Raw genomic sequence first — 25,713 nt, 5'->3', positions numbered from 1 at the left:
ACCGAGAATGGCAAAAACTGAGGGGGAATGCTGGTTAATATAGTTATTTTATTTGACGGTTTTTCGTTCAAAAAATGGCATCAGGTACGCCGAATAGGCCGTTCGGAAGCCATTCAGGGGGGAATGAGGCGGAGCTAATAGGCACAGACGTCACGTGATGTAAAACACCACGCAACGGAGAAAAGTGGGTTACTGCGTCATATTCAGAATAGTACGAATATTGCCCGCACTGGTGGCGATAATATCGATGGCTCCCGTGCGTAGCGCACCGAGAATGGCTAACGCTTTGGTGTTTTCAGAGGCAATGGCAATCACGCAGGGAATTTTATGTAACTCCTCAATACTCACGCCGATGACCCGTTCGTTCATCACCGTATCGACATGCTGGCCCTGAGCATTAAAGAAATCATACCCGGCAATATCACCAATAACGCCCTGATTCAGGCTGGCATCAATAATTTCATGCGGGGTGAACCAGCCAAGTTTAACCATGTAGCTGTTCTCATTCATATCCCCAATGCCCACCAGCGCGATATCAGCCTTGCGCGCCCGATCCAGCGTTTCCTTAATCGTGCCGTTCTGCATGAACGCTTCTTTCAGCGCCCGGTTTTCGACATAAGCAGGTGAGTACAGCGTTTCACTGCTGCCCCCGAATTTCTTTGCCAGACGGCGGCTGATATGGTCGGCGTTAATGGCATCGCCGGGACGGTGTGTTCCGCCGATACCGCAGATAAAGCGACAATTGCGTTCCGTCACATTGCTCACATGGTCTGCAACCGCCGCCACATTACGACCCTGCCCCACCGCCACCACCGTATCGTCCTTCAACGACACAGCCAGATAGTTGGAAACCAACGCCGCAACCTGCCGCCGCTGTTCTTCCTCATCCTGATGATCTAACGCAATCAGGGCGCGCTTTATCGAAAAGCGCTCCAGCATCTGCTGTTCGAGACGCGTGCTGAATACCGGATGATAGCGCACGGTAATTTCAACAATGCCCTCTTCCTTCGCCCGCTTCAGCAAACGCCCGACTTTAATGCGCGAAATACCAAATTTCTTGGCGATCTCTTCCTGAGTAATTTCGTCCTGATAATAAGCGACGGCGATTTCAGTCAGAAGTTCGCTTTCCTGAGATCCTGATTGTTTTTCCATCTGGTCACATTTTCCTTACGCAAGGGGATCGGTTTATACAGACGCTGTGTCTACAGATGAAAACAGTCGCGATGAATAATTGTTGCACGCCGGGAAGAGAGGCTCAAGCCCGGCGCGATTATCCCTGACGGTGGCGCAAATGGACAAAGATAGCCGTGCCGTAAGCCAGCCGAAAAAACTGGCTCCGGCAACGGGAGGGGATTACCGTTGAATGGCATCGATCTTCAGCATTTTGGCAATCACCAGATCGAGCTCTTTCTCATCGAAAATCTTTTTCCAATCCGGTTTGATGATGTTTTCTTTACCGTATTCAATGGCGATCATACACGCATCCGAAAACGGATTAGTACTGCGGAAAGCCACCGCCAACGCGATCTGAATATGGCCATAAAGCATGGCTTTTGCAGCGGCTTCTGGCACACCAATCGTGTTAATGGTTTCATCCAGCGCTTCTTTCATCAAGGTGCCTACCATACAGGCTACGGTTTCAACCAGCGTCGGTTCCAGATAGGCTAGCTGTTTTACCGTCACCCAATGCACGTCAAGCACCGGGCCATACATCACTTTAACCACACCAGCCAATGCCGCTTTCTGCTCGTCACTGCCTGTTTCATAAGATGCTGCAACGTGTTGCGGCGCCGCCACGCCACCAAATGCATCAGCATGCTCTTCTGGCGTGAAGCGATCCAGGAATACGGAAGGATGGCACGGATGTGCAACGGCGTAATCGATATCATCACGTTTGGCGATAAGATTGGCATAGGCCGCAGCCGGGTCCAGCGTCAGCAGCACCGCATTACTTTTCATCTGTGGAACGACAAGCCCGGAGACCACCTTCAACGCAATATCCGGCACAGCCAAAATCACCACATCACTTTCAGGAATAACCTGTTCGGCAACGGACAATTCCCTGCCTGCGGCAACGACCTGCTCCTGCGCGCGTGGAGAGTTCTCGCAGTAAAACACCTGATAGTCACTTTTCTGGAAATTGGCAGAGATACGCATGCCCATTTTGCCGCCAGCGCCCAGTACGGTAATGGTTTTCAATTCAGCAGCCATGATTGTTACTCCTCGGATTTGCAATAATAAAAAGTGATTAAATAGAATGTGTTATGGGTAATGAACGGCCAGCATACGGATTTCGGGTATACAAATAGTTCAGGCTATGACGCGTCCAGGCGTCTTCCAGACGGCAGGTTTCTTCCGCATTGGCTTGCCACGGCAGCCAATGCTCAACGATCTGGTTAATGTTGCGTTCGTTCGGGCGTACGATCTGGTGAAGTACGTCGTAATCCAGCAGGCCAGTTCCCAGCAGGCAGCCGGAATAGGTAAAGCCCACCCACCCTTCCTGACGGGCAAAAGCAAAATCTTTGATATGCAGGTTAACCACGCGTGGAGCCGTCAGTTCAACCACCTCGCGCGGATACTCCAGCGCGGCCACACAGTTGCCGGGATCGAGACAAATTCCCAGTGCTGGGCTGTCGATTGCGTCAACTACGGCGAGCACGTCGCACGTTTTTACCTGTTCGTAGGTTTCCAGCCCCAATTGAATATGATGCCGTTCAAACTCAGGCAGCACCTGGCGCAGTAACGTAAGTGCCTCGTCTTGCGTCGGTTTATGTGTTGCCGTATTGAACATCGTGCGGATAAAACGAACATCCAGTGCACGGGCTATCGTGAGATAGCGCGTCAGGTGCGCCGTATCTAATCCTCGTGTCCCCAGCTCCAGTTGAATGCCGAAATCGGCAGCGTGCTGTCGTAGCGTTTCCAACTCGGTGGACGTGAGTGTTTCAACAGCAGCGTAATCACAAATCTGAAAAACGCCTGCACCAGACTCTGCCGTTTGCTCCAGCATGGCGTCCAATCCCAGTGGGTGTGGTACGCGAGAAGAGGCCCGCCAGAAGAACGCATAAGTACTTAATCCGATTGCCATGTGTATTTCCTCTCTCTTACGCCTGCGAGCCGAGCGCGAAAGCTTCATCCATAATCGCGTTAAAGGCTGCCGGATCGTGGGCAAAGCGCCCCAGAAACAGACCATCAACCGAATCGCCAAGCTGACTAAGCAACCCCGGCCCCGCACTACCGCCGTAAATGACTCGCCCCTCGCGCACGCCGGCCTGTATTGGAAAATGCTGTTTTAACGTCTGACAGACCTCGCTGATGTATGCCGTCGGGGCGGGCTCCGCACTACCAATCGCCCACTGTGGTTCGTAGGCCAGTACCAGCTCACCCGTCAACTGCTGCTTCTGCGCCAGATCCAGCGCCGCCGCCAACTGAGCCTGACAGGTGTCGATCGCCTGCTGCGTCGAACCGCGTTTCTCTTCGCCGACGCATAGCACTGGCGTTAGCCCATTACGCCAGGCCGCCGCCGTTTTCAGCGCGAAATGTTCATCCGTTTCACCAAAATAGCGGCGGCGTTCGGCATGCCCGATTTCAACATAGCGACACCCCATTTCGTGCAGCATGGTGCCGCTCACTTCCCCAGTGAAAGCTCCGTTATCCGCCCAGTGCAGATCTTGCGCACCAACATGAATGGGAGACTGGGCAAACCGTTGCACAACGGGCGCTAACGTCGGGAAAGCAGGCAGAACAAACAGCCTAACTGAGGGCAGTGACGACAACGGATGCTGTGCCACCATCGCCTGAATGTGTTGGCACCAATCGAGCGTCTGCTGGTAGCCGAAATACATTTTCAGGCTGACGCCCAGCGTCAATTTACGAGAGCTCATCATTCACTCTCCGTTTGCGTCGTCGCCTGGCGTGAAGGAGTCGACGTTGCATCGCTGTTCAACACCGTCGATATAGCAGTAAGAATCATCGCTAGCGATATCGCCCCCGCATCGGGTGTTCCCAGACTTTTTTCTGCCAGCGGGCGGGCACGACCAATTTTGGGTAACAGCTGCGCGGTATCATCAGCCGCCTGCTGGGCGCACTGCGCGGCCTGCTGCCAGGCTTCTGGCAAGCTCATTCCGGCTTCCACTCGTTGTGTGAGTGCCAGACTAAAGGGGATCAACGCATCTACCAGCGTTTTATCTCCCGGTTTCGCCTTGCCGAAATGCATCACGCTTTCTTTAGCCTGACGCACACCATCTGCCACACGGCGACCGTCAGGACGTTGTTCATCACCTAATACGGTTCCCAACGCATTCAACGCGACGCCCCAGATTGCCCCAGACGTTCCCCCAGCCCGATCGGCCCAGGCATCTGCCGCACGTTGCAATAACGTACCGGCACCCGCCTGCCGTTCCAGCATCTCTGCCGCCTTTTCCGCCGCGGCAATCACCCCGCGCTCCATGCCAATGCCGTGATCGCCATCACCGGCAATCGCATCGATACGGCCCAATTCGGTGACGTTAGCCAGCACAATGTCACGCGCTGCATTCAACGCCGCCGCAACACAATGTGCCGCCGCCTTCGATGCCGCCGTAGCGGTTGGGATCACATCGAGTTCTGCTGTGAATGTCTGCTCAGCCAGCGGTTCGGCGGGAGACACACTGCCTTTACGAAAGGCCGGTGCATCAGCAGGTGCACGCCAAAAACGCTCCAGTTCCTCATCCAGCCAGAACAGCGTGAGCGACAGACCGGCCATATCGAAGCTGGTCACGAGTTCTCCCACTTCCGGCTCGACCACCGTCAGCCCCTGCTCAACCAGCAGTTGCGAAACTCGGCGATAAACCACAAACAGCTCTTCGTATTTCACGCCGCCGAGGCCGTTGAGCACCACGCTAATCCGCTGCCCAGAGAGCGTCGCAATATCTTGTGGCACCTCTTTCAACAGTGAACTGACCAATAGCTCAGCCAGTTCATCGGCGGTTGAAATAGGAACATCGCGGATACCTGGCTCACCGTGAATCCCCATGCCTACCGCCATCATGCCTTCAGGAACGGTGAACAGCGGGTGCTCCGCCCCCGGCAACGTACAACCAGAGAAGGCCACGCCGAGTGAACGAGTACGCTGGTTGGCACGCTCGGCAACCTCAAGCACGGCGGCCAGATCGTAGCCCGCTTCCGCCGCCGCAGAGGCCGCCTTGAAGACCATCAGATCGCCCGCAACCCCACGGCGTTTGTGCGATTCGTTCAGTGGCGCACTGGAAATGTCATCGGTCACTGCCAGCAGCTCACACGGAATCCCCTCCGCATTCAGACGCGCCTTGGCCTGTCCGAAATGGAGCACATCGCCCGCATAGTTACCAAATGTCAGCAGTACGCCACCACCATTGTGTGCAGCACGAGCAACGGAGCAGATCTGCTGGGCAGATGGCGAAGCAAACAGGTTGCCCATCGCTGCGCCGTGCGCCAGCCCCTGCCCGACCAGACCAGCAAACGCCGGGTAGTGGCCGGAGCCACCCCCGACCACAATGGCGACCCCACCTTCACGACTGCGAGTGCTCCTGACCACGCCGCCAGGCACCTGACGCACTTTGTCAGCATGCGCAGCCGCAAAGCCTTCGGTCAGTTCCCGGGCAAAGGCGGAAGGTTGGTTGAACAGATACGTCATATTAATGCTCCTGTGTTACTGAGGCGGCTTTCGATACCCGATCCGAACGACTGAGCAGAACCATTAACACTGCGGAAAGCAGCATAAACCCGCCAACAATCATCATAGGCATCACGTAGGTTCCGGTTACGCCCCGCACGGCACCCGTGATGTATCCCGCTGAGAATCCAGCGACATTACCAATAGTGTTGATGAGTGCGATGGCCGCAGCCGCTGATGCTCCGGTAAGAAACTGAGTCGGTAACGTCCAAAAGTTAGGTAGCGCAGCAAAGATGGAACAGGCAGTCACGGTGATCACCGCAATTGTCGCCGTAGGGGATTCCATGAACAGCGCCAGCGGAATGCTGATCGCACCAGTTAGCGCTGGGATAGCAATGTGCCATGAACGGCAGCCACGACGCGTTGCATCACGCGACCAGAAGTACATCGCGATGGCCGCTGGCAAATAAGGAATGGCCGTAATCAATCCTTTATCCATGACATTGAACGTCGTGCCGAACTGCTGCTGGAAACCCGCGATAATCGTTGGCAGGAAGAATGCCAGCGCATAGAGACCGTAAATAAAACCAAAGTAAATCAGGCACAGTACCCACACGCGTTTGTTAAACATCACGGTCATGACGCCAGGGTGTTTGCTGTGATTTTTGGTGGCGTGTTCGCTTTCCAGCTCACTAACCAGCCAACGTTTCTCATCAGCATTAAGCCACTTGGCATCAGACGGACGATCAACCAGATAAAACCAGGTAATGAGGCCAACAATGATGGCTGGAACAGAGACACCGAGGAACATCACCCGCCAACCGGACAACCCAAACAGGCCATGTTGCTCAATCAGCCAGGCAGCCAACGGCGCGCCTAACACTACCGTCAGCGGTTGTGCCAGATAGAACAGTGACAGGATTCTGCTGCGATAGCGGGCTGGTACCCACATACTGAGGAACAAGATCGCACCGGGGAAGAACCCCGCCTCTGCTATCCCCAGCAGGAAACGTAGGATATACAACCCTTCAATACTGCTTACCCAGGTAAACAGCAACGACACGATGCCCCACGACACCATAATGCGCGACAGCCATTTGCGCGCCCCGAAGCGGTGCAGCGCCAGATTGCTGGGGACTTCCAGCAGAATATAACCAATAAAGAAAATGCCTGAAGCCAGCCCGAACTGCGCCACGGTCAGCGCAAGGTCGGCATTCATACCATTCGGCCCAGCGAACGAAATGGCCGTACGATCGAGGAAGTTAATAAAGAACATCAGGCCGACGAAAGGCACGAGACGCCAGGAGATCTTGCGAATGGCCGACTGTTCTACAGCAGATGGTGTTGTCGTGGACGGTTTTGTGGCAGATTGCCCCGCCGTTGCTGCAACCGATACTTTACTCATACAGCCCCCTTACTACCGATAGTCAATCCCTTCCATGACATCGCCTCTACGCCAGGCTGTTCCTGCATTTCATCCTCTTTCGTCATTCGATACCCGGTGTGACCTTTGTTATTTGTTGTCTTTTTTATCGTTTGCATACAGGTCTGACACATTGTTATGCCCTCTAAAGATACAGATCATTAATACACATAATGAACATATGAACGATATAATTGCTCCAATCTTTTGCCTATCTCTCTGTTTGAAAATTGTGAGCATGATCTAAATATGTATCAAAAAGGTAAAATAACGCCTTAAAAGGCGTAAAAGCGACCAAGATCACGCTTTCAATCCTCTTTTCTTCTCTGACAAAACAAAAAACAAATAATCATACATTGAACATTTGAAAGAAGCGGTATATGTTTAGCCATGAAAAGGCCGGAAATGTACGGAATCATGCGGAGAGATTCTCGTTAGTTACTGTTTATTAATGTTTTTATAAACAAACTAACGAAAGCGACATATCAGGCTCACTTTGACCCTTAGCCAGGCAGGAGATAGATATGCTCTCGATTGCAATTGGTGCAGACAGCGCCGCGATTGATTTGAAAAACACGATTACTGATTATTTACAGCAGAAGGGGCTGACGGTGACCGACTACAGCTACGATCCTACCGGGGAAAATCCAATCTACCCCGATGTTGCCTACACGCTGGCCCACGCGATTAAAGACGGTAAGCACCAGCGTGGGATCCTACTGTGCGGCACGGGGATCGGCATGTGTATCGTGGCTAACAAGGTCAATGGCATTCGTGCCGCTCAGTGCCATGACACCTATTCCGCCCAGCGGGCTAGAAAAAGTAACGATGCTCAGGTGATCGCACTGGGCGCGCGGGTTATCGGCCCCGAACTGGCAAAAGAGATTGTCGGCGCTTGGCTGGATGCCGAGTTTGAAGGCGGCGGATCAGCGCCAAAAGTTGAGAAAATCAGCTACTACGAACATCAGGAAAATCACCGGTAATCCTGTCTGACGGCCCGCAGCGCTCCCCAGACTGACTGGCCGTCAGTCTTACGTTTCGTTCAACCCATTTATACGTTCCACCGAAAGAGCCCAACCGCAGCAATCGGAAAAAGCGCATGTTATTTCACGACCTCATGGTGCAGTGTGTTGGCTCTGTTTTGCGCATGCCATTTCTCTTTTACATCAAGGAGCTCACTCATGAACCAACTCGAAGCCCTTAAACAATTTACCGCGGTGGTCGCCGATAGCGGCGATATCGACTCCATTCGCCAATTTTCACCACAAGATGCCACTACGAACCCCTCACTGATTTTGAAGGCCGCGACGCTGCCGCAGTATCAGCCGCTGTTTGATGACGCGATTGCCTATGCGCATCAGCAAGGCGGTAGCAAAGAGACTCAGCTCATCAACGCCAGCGACCGACTGGCGGTAAACATCGGTGCGGAAGTACTGAAAAGCATTCCGGGGCGCATCTCCACCGAAGTGGATGCCCGCCTCTCGTTCGATCGCGGTATGTGCGTGGCGAAAGCACGCAAGCTCATTGGGATGTATCAGGAAAAAGAGATTCCGCGCTCACGCATTCTGATTAAGCTCGCCGCCACCTGGGAAGGGATTCGCGCGGCTGAAGAGCTGGAAAAAGAAGGGATCAACTGTAACCTGACGCTGCTGTTCTCATTCGCACAGGCGCGCGCCTGTGCCGAAGCGGGCGTCTTTCTGATCTCCCCGTTTGTGGGCCGAATTTATGACTGGTATCAGGAAAGGCAGCCCACCAGCGACTATCAGGCAGAAAACGATCCCGGCGTCATCTCCGTGCGTAATATCTATGACTACTACAAACGCCACCGCTACCAAACCGTGATCATGGGTGCCAGCTTCCGCAAAGTGGAGCAGATTCTGGCGCTGGCTGGATGCGATCGCCTGACGATCTCCCCTGCGCTGCTGGAACAGTTGAAAAACAGCGATGCGCCTGTTGAACGCCAACTGACACCGTCAACCGAAGGGTTCCATCATCCCTCTCCGCTTTCTGAATCTGAATTCCGCTGGGAGCACCATCAGGATCCGATGGCCGTCGATAAACTGGCGGAAGGCATTCGTCTGTTCGCCGCCGATCAACAAAAGCTGGAAGCGCTGCTGGCAGCCAAGCTGTAATTTCAGGAGTCAAGCATGTCCTCTCGTAAAGAACTTGCCAATGCTATCCGTGCGCTGAGCATGGATGGGGTGCAGAAAGCCAAATCCGGTCACCCGGGCGCACCGATGGGCATGGCCGATATCGCCGAAGTGCTGTGGCGCGATTATCTTAACCATAATCCGGCCAACCCCAACTGGGCCAACCGTGACCGCTTCGTGCTGTCCAACGGCCACGCGTCCATGCTGATTTACAGCCTGCTGCATCTCTCCGGCTACGACCTGCCGATTGAAGAACTGAAAAACTTCCGTCAGCTGCATTCCAAAACTCCAGGCCACCCTGAATACGGCTACACCGCCGGCGTTGAAACCACCACTGGTCCGCTGGGTCAGGGTATTGCCAACGCGGTCGGGATGGCGATTGCCGAGCGCACGCTGGCCGCGCAGTTCAACCGTCCGGGCCACGAGATTGTCGACCATCACACCTACGCCTTCCTGGGCGACGGCTGCATGATGGAAGGGATTTCTCACGAAGTCTGCTCGCTGGCAGGCACCATGAAGCTCGGCAAACTGACCGCGTTTTATGATGACAACGGCATCTCCATCGACGGTCACGTTGAAGGCTGGTTTACCGACGATACCGCGGCTCGCTTTGAAGCCTACGGCTGGCACGTTGTGCGCGGCGTAGACGGTCACGACGCTGACGCTATCAAGCGCGCTATCGGTGAAGCACAACTGGTGACCGACAAGCCGTCGCTGCTGATGTGCAAAACCGTGATTGGCTTCGGCTCACCGAACAAGGCCGGTACGCATGATTCCCACGGTGCACCGCTGGGTGATGCAGAAGTGGCGGCTTCCCGCGAACAGCTGGGCTGGGCGCACGCGCCGTTTGATATCCCGGCTGATATTTATGCTGCATGGGATGCCAAACCGGCCGGTCAGCGTAAGGAAGCGGCCTGGGATGAGGCGTTTGCCGCCTACTCCAGCGCGTACCCTGAACTGGCTGCCGAGTTCAAACGCCGCACCGGCGGTGAACTACCGGCCAACTGGCAGGCTGACGCACAGAAATTTATCGACGATTTGCAGGCGAATCCGGCGAAAATCGCCAGCCGTAAAGCGTCACAGAACGCGCTGGAAGCCTACGGCAAACTGCTGCCGGAATTCCTGGGCGGCTCCGCTGACCTGGCGCCGAGCAACCTGACCATCTGGTCCGGCTCGGTATCGCTGGATAAAGACCACGCAGGCAACTACATCCACTACGGCGTGCGCGAATTCGGTATGACAGCGATTGCCAACGGGATTGCGCTGCACGGTGGTTTCGTACCGTACACGGCGACCTTCCTGATGTTTGTGGAATACGCGCGTAATGCCGTGCGTATGGCCGCGCTGATGAAAATCCGCAGCATCTACGTTTACACCCACGACTCTATCGGTCTGGGTGAAGACGGCCCGACGCACCAGCCGGTTGAACAGCTGGCCAGCCTGCGCGTCACGCCGAACATGAGCAACTGGCGTCCGGCAGATCAGGTGGAAACGGCGGTGGCGTGGAAATACGCCATTGAGCGTCAGGACGGCCCAACGTCGCTGATCCTGTCCCGTCAGAACCTGGCGCAGCAGTCACGTACGGCTGAACAGCTGGCGAACGTGGCGAAAGGCGGCTACGTGCTGAAAGACAGCGAGGGTCAACCTGAGCTGATCCTGATTGCCACTGGTTCGGAAGTTGAACTGGCTGTCGGCGCGTATGACAAACTGACTGCCGCAGGCCGCAAGGTACGCGTCGTGTCGATGCCGTCTACGGATGCGTTCGACAAGCAGGATGCAGCCTACCGTGAAGCAGTCCTGCCGAAAGCCGTATCGGCACGCGTAGCGATTGAAGCGGGTATTGCGGACTACTGGTTCAAGTACGTCGGCCTGAACGGCGCGATTGTCGGCATGACGAGCTTCGGCGAATCGGCTCCGGCTGAGCTGCTGTTCGAAGAATTCGGCTTCACCGTCGATAATGTCGTTGAAAAAGCGCAGGCGCTGCTGAAGTAAAGCGGCGATGCGGTAAAATTGATGCGATAAAACTGCAATACCGTGCGCAAAAGGATCGCAAGCAGCCACATTGTTTGTGATCAAGATCTATTAATTCATCTGACCACATTGCATCACTCCAGCGCCGCATGCTGATATTGCGGCGCAACACCATAAGTTGCACCAGCCTATTTTTATCGCGGCGTGCTACTGCTTCGGCAGGCAAGACCAAAGTAAAAATGCATTTCCTCTTTTTTAGAGGTGCATTTTTATTTTGGTCTTTTTTTTTGGCCTAATTGGCGTCAACACAGGGTAAAACTATGAATTATCAAAAAATGGATTATCAAAAACTTGGAGTCGACATCCTCGCGTTAAGCGGCGGCAAGCAGAACGTCAGCAAGCTGACCCACTGCGCCACCCGCTTACGCTTTGAGTTCAACGACAGCGATGCCGTACAGGCAGAGGCGATTGCCAAACTCCCCGGCGTCATCAGCGTGGTGGATCGAGGCGGTCAGTTTCAGGTGGTCATCGGCAACGATGTCCAGACCACCTATCGCGCGATTTTGAACGAGATTGGCGAGATGAACGGCCAGCGCACTGCCAGCAGTAAAGAACCGCAGAAAAAAGGCGGCATTTTCTCGCAAATCATCAGCGTGATTTCCACCACCTTCACGCCCGTTATCCCGGCGATTACCGGCGCAGGGATGATTAAAGCGCTGCTGGCGATCCTCAAACTGACGGGGTTAATTTCCGCCGACAGCACGACCTATCGCCTGCTGGACACCATCTCCGATGCGGCCTTCTTCTTCCTGCCCGTCCTGCTGGCTTACGGTGCCTCCATCAAGTTCGCCTGTAACCCGATTCTGGCAATGACGATTGCTGGCGCACTGTTGCATCCGAATCTGGCTCAGCTACTGGCATCAGGCGGCCCCATCAGCTTTATCGGTATTCCGGTGCGGCTGGCGGACTATGCTGGATCGGTATTGCCGATCATCCTCACCGTGTGGATCATGTCCTACATTGAGCGATTCGCTGAAAAAGTCTCACCGTCGATGATCACCTTCTTCACCAAGCCGATGATCGTGCTGCTGTTTACCGCACCGCTCGCGCTGGTAGTGATTGGGCCTTTCGGGATTTTCCTCAACGATCTGGTCGCCAGCGGTGCCGCCATCATCGACGGAAAAGCGAGCTGGCTCATTCCGATGCTGATGGGCGGTCTGCAACCGTTTTTGGTGATCACCGGCACCGCCTGGGCGATGACGCCAATTGCTACCTCGCAGCTGACTCGCAACGGTTTCGAGATGATCAACGGGCCCGGCATGCTGGCCTCCAACATTGCGCAGGGTGCTGCCACGCTGTGCGTCGCGTTTAAAACCAAGAACAAGAATCTGAAACAGCTGGCTTCTTCCGCAGGCTTCACTGCCCTGCTGGGTATCACCGAGCCTTCCCTGTACGGGGTAACGCTGAAGCTGAAGAAACCGCTGATTGCCGCTATGATCGGCGGGGGCTGTGCAGGGATCTATGCTGGGCTGGCTGGGCTGGTTCGCTACGCCTTCGTCTCACCGGGTCTGGCGGCGCTGCCCGCTTTCATTGGTGAAAACCCGATGAACATCGTCCATGCGCTGATCACCTGCGCCATTGCGATTGTCGTCACGTTTGCGCTCACCTGGATCATGGGATTCGACGATCCGGTAGATGAAACCGACACCGCACCAGCCAACAATAGCCAGCCGACACCAGTCGCAGAAACCACCAAAAAGCCGCAGGCGGCGGAAGGGCATGCTGAACCGCAAGCGATTATGAGCCCTATGTCCGGCAAGCTGGTCGCACTGAATGACATCAACGATGACGTATTCTCACAGGGATTACTGGGACAAGGCGTGGCGATTATTCCTGACAAGGGCGAAGTGGTCGCACCGGTTAGTGGCGAAATCATCACGTTCCTTGAGTCTAAACACGCTGTCGGTATCCGGACAGATAACGGTCTAGAGTTACTGATTCATGTCGGCCTTGATACGGTGAACCTCAACGGCAAGCACTTTACCGGCCATATCAAACCGGGCGACCGGGTTAGCGCGGGCGACAGGCTAATTAGCTTCGATCTGCATGAAATCACGCGTCTGGGCTACGACCCGATTACGCCCGTGGTGATCATCAACAGCGATGACTACGCCAGCGTCGTCTGTACCGCCCCACAGCCGATCGCACCACTGGATACGATCATTAAAGTGAACGCCTAATCCCCATAAAGGCATTGGGTGCCCTGCCCGATGCCTTTTCCGTCTTCCCGGATGTGAGAGAAAATATGCATTACCAACAACAAAAACACTTCCCTGCGGGCTTTCTGTGGGGAGCCTCGACTTCGGCTTACCAGGTTGAAGGGGGCTGGCAGGCCGATGGAAAAAGCCCGTCGATCATTGATAAGTGTCTGCACCCAGAAAACACCGCCGACTTCACCGTCGCCAGCGATCACTACCACCGCTTTAAAGAAGACGTGCAGCTGTTTGCTGAACTGGGATTAAAGGCCTACCGCTTCTCTATCGCCTGGACGCGTATTCTTCCCGACGGCACCGGTGCCATCAATCCGCTGGGCATCGCGTTTTACAACAGCCTGATTGATGAACTGAACGCGCACAATATTGAACCGGTCGTCACGCTCTACCATTTCGATTTGCCTTATTGTCTGGAAGCACAGGGCGGCTGGCAGAACCGCGCCACGATTGATGCCTTTGTTCACTACGCCCGCACGCTGTTTACCCATTTCGGCGACAAGGTGAAATACTGGCTGACAATTAACGAGCAGAACACCATGATTCTGCACCCCGGCGCAATTGGCCTGCCGGAAGGTGGCGTTTTGCCATCCAAAAAGGCGCTGTACCAGCAGAACCATCACATGATGCTGGCGCAGGCGCAGGTCATGGCGTTGTGCCACGAACTCGCCCCCAACGGCCTGATTGGCCCGGCGATCAATACCACCTCTATGTATCAGGCCACCAGCAAGCCGGAAGATGCCATCGCCGCGCACAACTGGGAAACGCTGCGCTGCTGGAGCTTTCTGGATGTCGCGGTGCACGGCCGCTACAACGCGCTGGCCTGGCGTTATCTGGAAGATCGCGGTCTCGCGCCAGAGACATTGCCCGGCGATGACGACATCCTACTGTCAGGCAAGCCCGACTACGTCGCGATTAACTACTACTCCACCGCCACCATTGCCGCCAGTAAAGGCGATGCATCGGATGTCAGCGCGCGTGCAGGCGATCAGCAAATCATGCTGGGCGAACCCGGCGTCTATCGCGCAGCGGAAAACCCGCACGTGGATAAAACGCCTTATGGCTGGGTGATCGATCCCATTGGCCTTCGACTCACATTGCGTAAAACCTACGAGCGCTATCATCTGCCAATCCTGATTACGGAAAACGGCATGGGTGCGCCGGATAAACTTGAGGCCGACGGTACGATCGACGATCAATATCGCATCGATTTTATTGCCCGCCACATTGAACAGATGCAGCTCGCTATCAGCGATGGCGTTGATCTTATTGGCTATTGTCCGTGGTCGGCGATCGATGTGGTCAGCACCCATCAGGGCTACGGTAAACGCTACGGGTTTATTTATGTGAACCGCGATGAATTCGATCTGAAAGATCTGCGACGCATCAAAAAGAAAAGTTTTTACTGGTATCAAGGTGTCATAGAATCAAATGGAGCGCGCTTATTTCCTCGCGTCCCGTGATACCGCCGATACCCGGAACACCGTGTTAAAACGGGGATAAGCACGACGCCGGATATTTCACGTTGCAGGAAGCCGATTTCCCGCAACGTGACAAATCAGAGGCAATCTTATCTCACTGACTTTCCTACCGAATCACTCAAGAAACGCATGATGGCTGAACCGATAAAAGCAATAAAAATACTGAACAATAGCCTGGTGTTATCTTCTGATGCAGATAACAACGAAATCATTGTTATGGGGAAAGGGATCGGTTTTAACAGCAAAACCGGCGATATTCTCGATCCGGCCAAAATTGAGAAGACCTTTATTCTCAAGGATGGCACATCGCCACGCGAATTTGCTCGTCTGATTGAGCACGTCGGGGAGGAATATGTTCACATCGTGAATAAGATTATTGATGATGCGAACCGACAGCTTCATGGTCGCCTGAGCGAACAGGTCTTTTTTACGCTGATCGATCACATCAGCTTTGCGATTGAGCGCTATCGCAAAGGCATCAGCATACAAAATCGTCTGCTTTATGAAGTAAAACGGTTTTATCCGCAGGAATTTGCGATTGCCTCGCGGGCGCTCAACGACATTAACCAGCAAATGAATCTGGAATTACCCGAAGAGGAAGCTGGCAATATCGCGTTCCATTTGGTCAACGCCCAAACCGACGTCCAGAATATGGAAAACACGCTCCAGTCGGTCAAGATGCTGAAAGATATCTTTAATATTATTCAGTACAACTTCCATATCGTGATTGATAAAGAGTCTATTAACTACTCACGCTTCCTGACGCATATGCAATTCTTTATTCAGCGTCTGTTGGAAAATAGCCTGATTCATTCAAACGATGACTTTATTTTTGAGCAGGTTACCAAAGAATATCCTGATGCCTATAAATGCAGCCGACTGATCAAAGATTATATTCATAACCTGCTCAACATCGACATTTCTAACGATGAAATGCTGTACCTGATTATTCATATCGTCCGCATCACCCCAGAGCAGGAAAGCGCGCCCAATAAGCGATAAATTGATAAGCGGTTTTCCTGCCGCTGCTGCATCCCCTCGTTCGGATGATCCCACAAGTACAACACGCATAAGCCTCCATCCCTGATAGCCCCGTCTGGACAGGATACCGCCCATGCGGGTGACACGGCGATAGCTGAAAGTTTCATCGCATTTTTAGTTACTGGGCATGTTCAATCAGTAAGGCATTGGCTACTATCATCCTCATAGGCAAATTATGGAAAATTTTTGTGGCAACGATTACAGATATCGCTCAAAAAGCCGGGGTAGCAGCCTCAACGGTTTCTCGCGTACTTAATAACGATCCCAGCCTGTCCATAACCAAAGAAAAGCGCCAACTCATCAAGAAAATCGCCCATGAGCTGGCCTATTTATCGCCGACACAACGTAAGCAGCAGAAAAAAAAGTTAGAGAACTCGCTTGTTGTCCGCTCTCATTTCAAAATGGATAATGACAATTTATTAAATCTCGCTGTCGTCCACTTTCTTACGCCCTCAGAAGAACTCAACGACCCTTATTTCACCGCAATGCGCATTGGCATTGAAAACCGCTGCCATCATTTTAATATTTCGTTACGCAATCTATTCACCACAAATTTATCCTCCAATAGCCATACGTTATCTCAGGCGCAGGCGATCATTTGCGTAGGTCACTTTAGCGATAACGATATCGCCTTAATTTATTCATTAAATAAAAACCTGATTTTTATCGACTCTGCCCCCCTCGATAAACAATGTGACGCCGTGCTTTTTGACCGAGAGGCAGCTGCACGCGAAGTATTACATTACATTGTGAATAGCGGCGCTCAGCGCCCCGCATTTATAGGGAACAATGAGAGCCGATTGCATGTCTTTCAGGAGATAACGCAAAAACACGGTATCTACGACGAGTCGCGATGCAAGGTCAGTCAGTTATTCTGTATTGAGTCCGGCTATCAGGCGATGAATGAGTTGCTGCAACAAAAAGAGTGGCCTGATGTGGTGTTTGCGGCAACAGACATTATCGCTATTGGCGTGTACCGGGCGATTCAAGAGAAAGGTATTTCCATCCCTAAGCAAATAAAAGTGATTGGGATGAATGACATCCCCACAGCACAACATCTCAATCCCAGTTTGACCACAATGCGACTCTACCCCACTGAAATGGGCGAAGCCGCCGTCGATCTGTTTTTAGAGCTGGTGGCCGGACGCTATTATAAGAAACACGTACAGATTGGTTATGAGATGGTATGGCGCGAAAGCTTCACGCTCAACGATGCCCTTTTATAATACGCCCTCTTATCTTTCCTACCCTTACAAATAAAGTGGCCACGTAAGCAAGCTACGTGGCCAGAGAACATCAATTAGCGGTTATTTTCCACAGCTGATTCCATCCCCCATTATCATGCCATTGAATACCGGATGCCCCGTTCTCTGTTGAACGGCTGTTAACATCCAAGAGCTTCCCACTGTTCCTATTCATGATTTTATAATAGCCATCGCCCGCATCCAAAATCAGCCATTGCTGGCTAAAATGGCCGGTGTTATACATTTGGAGAATTTGCGCACCATCCTCATTGGCACTGAAATTAACATCAATGTATTTTCCGCTATTCACATTCACCAGATTGAAGTAACCATTGCCAATCGCGTTAAAATAAAAACGCTGGCTGTCCCAGTTGCCGTCAGTGTATTGTTCAACCCATGCGCCGTCTTCACGCGAACCGCTCACGACATTAAGCGATTTGCCACTCTGTCTATTAGCGATCTTATAGCGGGTTCCGTTGATAAAATTGATTTGTGATTCGGCAAACGCGTCCAGCGCTCGGGTAAATTGCAATACATTGGTTGAAACTTGCGTCGTCGCGCCTAACGCGTAGCCATCCGGTAACACTTTTGCATTACCCGCAGGTTCCCAATAAAAAACCCCGATCCCTTTATTTCCCGGCACCGCTTTAACAAGATTAATCGTATCCCTAATCGTCCAGTAACTGTCTGTCGGGTTAGTTTCCAAGCCGCCGACTTCAACGACCATGACTTCCTTACCATACCGGCTCGCCATATCATTGAGGTTGCTCGCCAGTGCGCCGGTGAGCTCCCAATAGTTTTTCCCTTCCCAGTAGGGATAGAACGAAAAGCCAATCACATCGGTTTTCCCACCATGCGTGGTGAGGAAATTGTCAAAAAACCAGCGAGCGTTTGAATTATTATTCCCATGCGCCAGATGGCTGATCACCTTAGAAGAAGGGCTGACGGCTTTAACCGCATCATAGCCCGCATTCAGTAGCTGCGTTAAATTGGCAAACCGGCTTGTACTGCCTTCCGGGAGTAAAATTCCCGGGTTCATTTCGTTACCAACCTGCACCCATTCCGGCGTCACGCCTGCGGATATCAGCGCAGTCATCACCTCATGTGTATGGTTATAAACGGCCGTCGTTAATTGGCTCAGATTGTAGTTCGCCCACGCTGCTGGCTTTATTTGATGACCCGGATCCGCGAAAACATCACTGTAGTGGAAATCCACCATGACGCGCATTCCCATCGCTTTGGCGCGCTGTGCGGCATCCACCACGCGGGTTTTATCCGTATAGCCAAGCATCGTCCAGGTCGTATTATCTTTATGCCATAGCGCACTGGGGTCGGGATTAACGAAAATGCGTAACCGTACAGCGTTTATGCCGTGATCGCGCAATATCTGTAATACATCGCGCGGCGTTCCTGCATCATCGCGCCAGCTTACCCCTCGATCTTCTAATTGCTTTACCCAGCCAATATCCGCGCCATAAGCAAACGGCTGCGCCGCTTTCGCCAGATTGGCTGACATGAACCCTATAAACAGCATTAACAATACAGAGATGATTCCTGAATAATTATTCTTTTTCATTCATTTCTCCTTGAGGCGATGCTCTTAAATGGTATTTATCACGTAACGTTCGGGGACAGAATAACAACACAAGGCTATATATTTATAAAAAAAGACTATATTTATCAAAGTGAATGTCGCTTAATAGAATAAGCAGCCAACATGAATATGACAGGCTGCTCAATTAACTATCTGACTTTTGCTATTTATTCGTTGTTAATTAATCCGCTTTCCATTCTCATCAAAAAAATGCAGATGTTCACTACGGCACGTCAGCGGAATCGTTGAGTAAGGCACAATATTATTGTCACCCGACAAATGAACCTTGAAATTATTAACGCCAGAATACGCACCAAAAATATAGGTCGCATTACCCAACCTTTCAGTGACCTCACTATTGATCGACAAGCTGACGTCCCCGCCGTTCGGGTCAATACTCAGGTGTTCAGGGCGAATACCCACGGTAATTTTCTGATCGGCGTGCAATCCGTGGCTAGCAAGATTAACGGAAAGTGTATTGAGCTTATTGATCAAGATACTCACGTTACTCCCTTCAACCTGTAGCACTTCGCCGGGTAAAAAGTTCATATTCGGCGAACCGATAAAACCAGCGACAAAAAGATTCTCTGGCTTATGGTAGAGCGCCATCGGTGTCCCAACCTGTTCAATATATCCCTTGTTTAACACCACAATTTTATCCGCCAGCGTCATCGCTTCCACTTGATCGTGCGTCACATAAACCATGGTGTTACGCATTTCCTGATGAAGCCGGGCGATCTGTAAACGCATTTCCACGCGTAATTCGGCGTCGAGGTTCGATAAGGGCTCATCGAATAAGAACACTTTAGGATCGCGCACAATTGCCCGCCCAATCGCAACGCGCTGACGCTGCCCACCAGACAACTGTTTCGGTGTACGATCTAACAAGGCTTCTAGCTGGAGCGTCATCGCCGCCTTGCGCACCATTTTTTCGACTTCAGCTTTGGGGTGCCCGTTCATTCTCAACCCAAATCCCATATTTTCAGCCACCGTCATATGCGGGTACAGCGCGTAAGACTGGAACACCATCGCAATCCCCCGCTCTGCGGGATCAAAATGGTTAACTAAACGGTTATCAATATGAATTTCGCCATCCGTGATCTCTTCCAGTCCTGCGATCATTCTCAGCAACGTCGATTTACCACAGCCCGACGGGCCGACAAAGACTACAAATTCGCCTGAATTAATCTCAAGATTAATACGATGGATTGTTTCAGTCTTATCGTAACGCTTCACTATATTTTTTAATAAAATATCAGCCATGTTGAACCTCAAACTTAATTTGCCATTGCGCGCGCATTACTTCACTGCGCCCGTCATACTTGCGATAAATTGCTTTTGCATGGCGAAGAAGATAAGTAAGCTAGGAAGAGTAGAGATGACTGTTCCCACCATAATAAGCCCGAAGTCTGGAGAATAGGCAGAAGCAAAGCTGGATAACACCAGATTAATCGTCTTTAATTCATTAGACTGGAGGACAATAAGCGGCCAGAGAAAAGCATTCCATGACGTCATAAAAACAATGATAAACGCAGCAGAATAACTGGCTCGCATAATCGGTACGTAGACATAAAGAAAAATTTTCCACTCCGCGACGCTTTCCACGCGTGCAGCGTCGATCAACTCTCTCGGAAACGTTTTCGTACATTGCCTAAAGTAGAAAATAATAAATGCGCCTGCCACCGTCGGCATGACAACGGCAAAATGCGTATCCAGTAAGCCTGCCTTACCAAACATGGTGAAAAGCGGGATCATTAATGCCGCAAACGGAATCATCATCGTCGTTAATAGCGCGACATAGACACGCTCACGATTCTTACTGGAATAAATCTCAAAGGCATAGCCCGCGATAGAGCACACCACCAGCGTCGATACCGTGCTAATCAACGCAATCTTTGAGGTATTCCAAAACACTAATGCCAGATCCACCTGGCTCGTCAGATTGGTAAAGTTGACCAATAGCTGATCGCCAAACGTGAATTTACCCATGTTGATTTGGCTGGTGCTATTCGTGCTCGAGACCACCATCCAATAGAATGGGAAAAGCGAGAAAATGCTCATCAGCACAAGAAAAATATGCATCAGCATGCTGTTAATTTTACTTTTTCTCATATCATCCCTTCCGTGCTGCTTTAAACTGAATCAGCGCAAGTATTGCTGAAAAAACAACAATCACGTATGAAACCGTTGCCGCATAGCCAAAGTTCGGTACAAATTTGAATGACAGATTATAAATATAAAGCGATAACGTCAGCGTCGCATTTGCCGGACCGCCATTCGTGATATTCATGACTTCATCAAACAGCTGTAATGTGCCAATGGTTGATGTCACACTGGTAAAAAGAATAACCGGTTTCAATAAGGGTATGGTGATGAAGAAAAACTGCTTAATTGGGCTGACGCCATCAACTCGGGCGGCCTCATAAATGGATTTATCAATATTCTGCATAGCGGAAAGATAAAATATCATGTTATATCCCGTCCAACGCCATGTAATCGCAATAATGATGGTCACCTTCGCCCAGAAAGGATCGGATAACCACGGGATCGGATCGTCAATAACATGAATAAACAGCAAGAATGAGTTAATCACGCCATCCAATTCAAACATACTCTTGAAAAGAATTGAGTAGGCCACCAGAGAGGTCACACAAGGCAAAAAGATGGCAATTCTAAACCATTGGCGATATTTAAGTTGAGACGAATTCAAACAAGAAGAAATAGCCAGTGATAAGAGAATCATAATAGGAACTTGGATTACCAGAAACGTTAGCGTATTCCAAAGTGCCGTTTTGAACATAGGATCACTGAATAAACGAATGATATTTCCCAGGCCAACAAATTGTGTCACCACACCACGGCCAGACTGAAAAGAGAGCCAAAGTGATTTGAAAATAGGGTATATCGTCATTAAGGCAATTAACCCAACAGCCGTAGCGACAAAAGCCCAGCCGTTGATGTTATAAAGCCTATTCATTTTAGGTTTATACATCATTATCACACCATCGATTTCTGGAGAGAAATACTTGAGGGCTTTACGCCCTCAAGCTCACACTCGCTACTGCATAATCTGATTTTTTAATGTAGCTTCGGCGCGTTTTAAAACGTCATCAACAGAATCGCCTTTCAGTAATGCAGGTATTTCAGCAGCAATGGCGTTATCAACTTCCTGGGTATACATACCGTAGGAAACCTGTGGAATTTCAGTCACCCATTTAGAGAAATCAGCAAACACGGGCTGACCACCAAAGAACGGATCCTTTACCGCATAAGCAGGGCCGGACGTGGCGGGAAGGAAGGTCGCGAGCGCACCGCGATCAACCAAAAGGGTTTGATACATGTTGCTATCTGCCGCAAAGGTTTTCTGCAAAAATTCAATGGCCTGTTTAGTATTTTTGCCACCTTTTAAGACATACCAGCTCGATCCCCCCTGATTGGAAGCATGTACCGCTTTATCGAGGTTCAGCCGTGGGATCGGCGCGACACGCCATTTTCCTTTCTGATCTTCAGCACTTTTAATGGAGCCAATCACCCATACACCAGAAACCACACTCGCCGATTTTCCGGCATTAAAACTCCCCACGAAACTCGACCAACCAGAGATAGGACGTGCAATTTTCGCGTCATTAATCGCTTTAATCGTTTTTAATGTTTCTTTCAGTGCATTGTTTTTGGTGAGATTGAGTTGCCCTTGATTATCGAAGAACCATTCGCCACCGGACTGCATCATAATATGAGGGAGAACCACATCATTCATATCGTAGGTCAGCATATCAACACCGGTTTTCGCTTTTACCTGCTTACCGATTTCAATATATTTATCCCAGGTAATATTCACCATATCACTCTCTTTATATCCGGCAGCCTCCAGATAATCGAGTCGATAGAACATTCCTGCCACGCCGGAATCAAAAGGAACACCGTATACCTTATCCCCTACCGTCATCACTTTCGTTTTATAAGGTGCAAACTGGCTATAATCGATAGCGTCCTGTAATGGGATAAACGAATCAGGATAAGCCTGAAGATATTTCTGAGCATTATAATCTTCAATCAGCACAATATCAGGAAGCGAGTTTTTAACCCCTGAAGCCAACATGGTATTTAATTTCTGCTCAATATCTTCTTTACCTGAGTCGATCACTTTCAGACTAAAACTTGGATCGGCTTTTTTATATATCGACGATGCCTCATGCATTGCCGCGACATTGAAATTAGGATCCCAGGCCCACACGGTGACTTCAGCAGCCAGGCTCTGACTCGATAAGCCCAGCGTGAGGAATGAAACTGCAAATAGGGTAGATACTTTATTCTTGATCTTCATCAGAGCAGTCCTTCTTTACTTTTTGTAAAGAGAGAATATGAGTTACTGCATAATGAAGCAACGAGTTACACCGCTTACATTCTTTCATCCGGTGATACGGGTCACACAACAGGGAGAAAAATGACGAAATATTCGATCTAAATACAAAAAATTTAGGAAAAATTTCCCCCCATAAAGTCCATTCCAGCCCATAAAAATGATAAAAACAAAAACAAAAACCACCATAAACAATTGAAAATAAAACAAAAAATGACAGTATAAAAAGGTTAATCAGCTCATATTAACCATAATCACACCTTCACCGTGGAATTACGCAAAAATGAAAGCGTTACCACACAAAATCAAGCGGCACATGGGATATCCGTGTGCCGTAAAACATGTCTATGCCTTGGCAAACCAGCCGCGGATGATTGCGTGCTGTAGCAGCATAATGGTCTTACCGTCTTTAATCCGGCCATCGTTCATCATCGCAACGGCTTCGCTGAACGGTAGCTCCAGCACCTCGATATCTTCATCGTCCACACCGCCGCCCTCATTATCCCGCAGCGACTCATCGTATTCAGCAGCGAAGAAGTGCACGCGTTCCGTCACGCTGCCCGGCGACATGTAGGCATAGAACAGCTTTTCCACATCGCCGATCGCATAACCGGTTTCTTCGATTGCTTCGTTACGGATACATTCTTCGGGCGAATGGTCGTCCAGCAAACCCGCGCAGGTTTCCAGCAGCATGCCGCTTTCGTTGCCGTTGACGTAGGTGGGAATACGGAATTGTCGTGTCAGAATCACCGTGCCTTTCGCCCGGTTGTACAGCAGAATCGTCGCGCCATCACCACGGTCATAAACTTCACGAACCTGGCGAACCACACCGCCATTATTCCTTTTTAAATCAAAAGTATACTTGTTCAGAATATACCAGTTATCGGATAGCAGCTTCTTTTCGACGATATCAATGGGAGACGACATGCAAACACCTCGATGCTCGATGACTGAAGGGATTTTTCGGTGACAACGCTTCGTTACAATTGTTTTCATTATAACGGTGCAGATTCATCATATCCCCTTTTAGCCCCTGCATAAACGGGCAGTGCAACGTAAGCCAAACGGAAACATCTCGTTCAATAAACGCTAACCACATGATTTATATAACGTGAAATCCTCGGCAATCCGACCGCCCCTTTCATCCGGCATGCGTGCATCGTCTATACTGAATCTTCAGTAACTCACGTTCCGGGAAGTCGCTGCGTTTTCGTCGCCCTATAACCACCGTCAATTCGTCATAACGCGCTTATCGCAACCGCCTTCCATGATTCACGCGGATTCAATACCGCATCATTTCTTCAACAACATCATCGAGGTAGATAACATGAGTCATTTCATTTTCTCTTCACCTAGAAAATATGTTCAGGGTCGTGGCGTGCTGGATGAGCTAGGCGAACAGCTAAAACCGCTGGGGACGAAAGCCTTTCTGATGGCGGACAGCACGGTGTGGGACATCATCGGCCAGCGCGTCGATGCCTCACTCAAACAGGCGAGCATCGGCCATCATTACGAGCGCTTCAACGGTGAGGCTTCCAGCAACGAAATCACGCGCCTTGCCAGACTGGCGCGTGATGCGGGCACAAACATCGTCGTCGGATTAGGGGGAGGTAAAACGCTGGATACGGCAAAAGCCGTCGCCGATGAGCTAAAACACAACGTCGCTATCGTCCCGACCGTGGCCTCAACGGATGCACCGTGCAGCGCGCTGTCCGTCATCTATACCGATGACGGCGTGTTTGAATCCTACCGTTTTTACAATAAGAACCCCGATCTGGTACTAGTCGATACCGCCGTGTGTGCGCAGGCACCCGCACGTCTGTTCGCCTCCGGCATTGCCGATGGACTGGCCACGTTTGTCGAAGCACAGGCCGTTCAGCGCTCTCACGCCCTCTCCATGGTGGGCGGTAAACCTACGCTGGCGGGCATGGCCATTGCCGAAACCTGCGAAACAACGCTGCTAACCTACGGCTACAGCGCCTATAAAGCTGTGGAAAAAGGCGTGGTCACACCGGCGGTGGAATCCGTGGTTGAAGCCAACACGCTGCTTTCCGGTCTGGGCTTTGAGAACGGCGGGCTGGCGGGCGCTCACGCCATCCACAACGGCTTTACCGCGATCAAAGGCGATATCCACCACCTCACGCACGGGGAAAAAGTTGCCTACGGCACGTTAACGCATATGGTGCTGGAGCAGCGGCCTGATGAGGAAATCGCCCACTACATCCGCTTCTACCGCGCCATCAACATGCCGACCCTGCTAAAAGATCTGCATCTGGAAAATGAGCCGTTCGAGAATCTGATCAAAGTGGGTGAGCTGGCGTGCAGCGACGCCGATACGTTGAAAAATCTGGACAGCAAGTTAACGGCCGAAGATGTCGCCCACGCGATCGTTGCCGTCGACGCGTTCAGTAAAACCATCGCTTAACCGCAGCCACGTTAAAAGAGCCCGACTCCCGCAAGAGCAATCCCAATGGAGCCGGGTTCGATATATCCGATGCGCACTTCTCCCCGTCGTTGTCCTGCCAAAAGCGTTCTCTCTGCGTCACCAAC

At 51.3% G+C, this 25,713-nt stretch carries 20 protein-coding genes; 8 read left to right on the top strand and 12 right to left on the bottom strand.

Features of this window, described 5'->3' with window-relative positions:
• Positions 1 to 189 precede the first annotated feature (189 nt).
• From HP572_RS01525 to HP572_RS01500, 6 genes are all read right to left on the bottom strand, one after another.
• Positions 190 to 1,152 carry a sugar-binding transcriptional regulator gene (locus HP572_RS01525; protein WP_205553219.1) on the bottom strand — a complete coding sequence of 321 codons (963 nt, stop codon included), beginning with the start codon at positions 1,150 to 1,152 and terminating at the stop codon, positions 190 to 192.
• A gap of 201 nt (positions 1,153 to 1,353) precedes the next feature.
• A complete protein-coding gene (locus tag HP572_RS01520; protein ID WP_205553221.1) occupies positions 1,354 to 2,211 on the bottom strand; it encodes a phosphogluconate dehydrogenase C-terminal domain-containing protein in 858 nt (285 codons plus the stop codon).
• Positions 2,212 to 2,248: 37 nt separating this feature from the next.
• Positions 2,249 to 3,085 (bottom strand): sugar phosphate isomerase/epimerase, encoded by an 837-nt coding sequence (locus tag HP572_RS01515; protein WP_240584585.1) that lies wholly within the window; start codon positions 3,083 to 3,085, stop codon positions 2,249 to 2,251.
• A 16-nt stretch (positions 3,086 to 3,101) separates the two neighbouring features.
• Positions 3,102 to 3,881, bottom strand: coding sequence for a triose-phosphate isomerase family protein (locus HP572_RS01510; protein ID WP_240585669.1), 780 nt, complete (start codon positions 3,879 to 3,881; stop codon positions 3,102 to 3,104).
• Complete coding sequence (locus tag HP572_RS01505) at positions 3,881 to 5,650, bottom strand: dihydroxyacetone kinase family protein (RefSeq protein WP_240584584.1); 1,770 nt, start codon at positions 5,648 to 5,650, stop codon at positions 3,881 to 3,883. The genes HP572_RS01510 and HP572_RS01505 overlap by 1 nt, the downstream gene beginning before the upstream one ends.
• A gap of 1 nt (position 5,651) precedes the next feature.
• Entirely contained in the window at positions 5,652 to 7,034 is a 1,383-nt protein-coding gene (locus HP572_RS01500; protein ID WP_240584583.1) for an MFS transporter, read from the bottom strand.
• Between the two features lie 542 nt (positions 7,035 to 7,576).
• On the opposite strand from HP572_RS01500, the gene rpiB reads away from it, so the two are divergent.
• The 7 genes from rpiB (at position 7,577) to HP572_RS01465 (ending at position 17,191) form a co-directional block, all read left to right on the top strand.
• Positions 7,577 to 8,035 carry a ribose 5-phosphate isomerase B gene (gene rpiB / locus HP572_RS01495; RefSeq protein WP_014914261.1) on the top strand — a complete coding sequence of 153 codons (459 nt, stop codon included), beginning with the start codon at positions 7,577 to 7,579 and terminating at the stop codon, positions 8,033 to 8,035.
• A 198-nt stretch (positions 8,036 to 8,233) separates the two neighbouring features.
• A complete protein-coding gene (gene tal, locus HP572_RS01490) occupies positions 8,234 to 9,184 on the top strand; it encodes a transaldolase (RefSeq protein ID WP_240584582.1) in 951 nt (316 codons plus the stop codon).
• Between the two features lie 15 nt (positions 9,185 to 9,199).
• On the top strand, positions 9,200 to 11,194 hold the full coding sequence (gene tkt / locus HP572_RS01485) for a transketolase (protein WP_240584581.1): 1,995 nt from the start codon (positions 9,200 to 9,202) through the stop codon (positions 11,192 to 11,194).
• Between the two features lie 314 nt (positions 11,195 to 11,508).
• Entirely contained in the window at positions 11,509 to 13,413 is a 1,905-nt protein-coding gene (locus HP572_RS01480) for a beta-glucoside-specific PTS transporter subunit IIABC (protein WP_240585668.1), read from the top strand.
• Between the two features lie 65 nt (positions 13,414 to 13,478).
• A complete protein-coding gene (locus HP572_RS01475) occupies positions 13,479 to 14,906 on the top strand; it encodes a glycoside hydrolase family 1 protein (protein ID WP_240584580.1) in 1,428 nt (475 codons plus the stop codon).
• Positions 14,907 to 15,056: 150 nt separating this feature from the next.
• Positions 15,057 to 15,926 carry a BglG family transcription antiterminator LicT gene (gene licT / locus HP572_RS01470; RefSeq protein WP_240585667.1) on the top strand — a complete coding sequence of 290 codons (870 nt, stop codon included), beginning with the start codon at positions 15,057 to 15,059 and terminating at the stop codon, positions 15,924 to 15,926.
• Positions 15,927 to 16,153: 227 nt separating this feature from the next.
• Positions 16,154 to 17,191 (top strand): LacI family DNA-binding transcriptional regulator, encoded by a 1,038-nt coding sequence (locus HP572_RS01465; RefSeq protein WP_240584579.1) that lies wholly within the window; start codon positions 16,154 to 16,156, stop codon positions 17,189 to 17,191.
• Between the two features lie 70 nt (positions 17,192 to 17,261).
• Here the strand turns inward: HP572_RS01465 and HP572_RS01460 are convergent, their stop codons facing one another.
• The 6 genes from HP572_RS01460 to nudK all read right to left on the bottom strand — a co-directional run bounded on the left by HP572_RS01460 (position 17,262) and on the right by nudK (position 24,090).
• Positions 17,262 to 18,785, bottom strand: coding sequence for a glycosyl hydrolase 53 family protein (locus HP572_RS01460; protein WP_240584578.1), 1,524 nt, complete (start codon positions 18,783 to 18,785; stop codon positions 17,262 to 17,264).
• Positions 18,786 to 18,980: 195 nt separating this feature from the next.
• On the bottom strand, positions 18,981 to 20,066 hold the full coding sequence (locus HP572_RS01455) for an ABC transporter ATP-binding protein (protein WP_240584577.1): 1,086 nt from the start codon (positions 20,064 to 20,066) through the stop codon (positions 18,981 to 18,983).
• Positions 20,067 to 20,102: 36 nt separating this feature from the next.
• Positions 20,103 to 20,915, bottom strand: a complete 813-nt coding sequence (locus HP572_RS01450; RefSeq protein ID WP_039274968.1) for a carbohydrate ABC transporter permease — start codon at positions 20,913 to 20,915, stop codon at positions 20,103 to 20,105.
• Between the two features lies 1 nt (position 20,916).
• Entirely contained in the window at positions 20,917 to 21,798 is an 882-nt protein-coding gene (locus HP572_RS01445; RefSeq protein ID WP_039274971.1) for a carbohydrate ABC transporter permease, read from the bottom strand.
• A 63-nt stretch (positions 21,799 to 21,861) separates the two neighbouring features.
• A complete protein-coding gene (locus tag HP572_RS01440) occupies positions 21,862 to 23,127 on the bottom strand; it encodes an ABC transporter substrate-binding protein (protein ID WP_240584576.1) in 1,266 nt (421 codons plus the stop codon).
• A gap of 381 nt (positions 23,128 to 23,508) precedes the next feature.
• Positions 23,509 to 24,090, bottom strand: a complete 582-nt coding sequence (gene nudK, locus HP572_RS01435; protein WP_095701687.1) for a GDP-mannose pyrophosphatase NudK — start codon at positions 24,088 to 24,090, stop codon at positions 23,509 to 23,511.
• A gap of 400 nt (positions 24,091 to 24,490) precedes the next feature.
• Between nudK and HP572_RS01430 the strand changes: the two genes are divergently transcribed.
• Positions 24,491 to 25,588 carry a glycerol dehydrogenase gene (locus HP572_RS01430; RefSeq protein ID WP_240584575.1) on the top strand — a complete coding sequence of 366 codons (1,098 nt, stop codon included), beginning with the start codon at positions 24,491 to 24,493 and terminating at the stop codon, positions 25,586 to 25,588.
• The last annotated feature ends 125 nt before the right edge of the window (positions 25,589 to 25,713 follow it).

The organism is Pectobacterium sp. PL64 (assembly GCF_022477975.1).
GTDB lineage: Bacteria > Pseudomonadota > Gammaproteobacteria > Enterobacterales > Enterobacteriaceae > Pectobacterium > Pectobacterium jejuense.
Note: the sequence above shows the minus strand (reverse complement) of the source record. Positions and strands in the feature narration are given on the sequence as shown.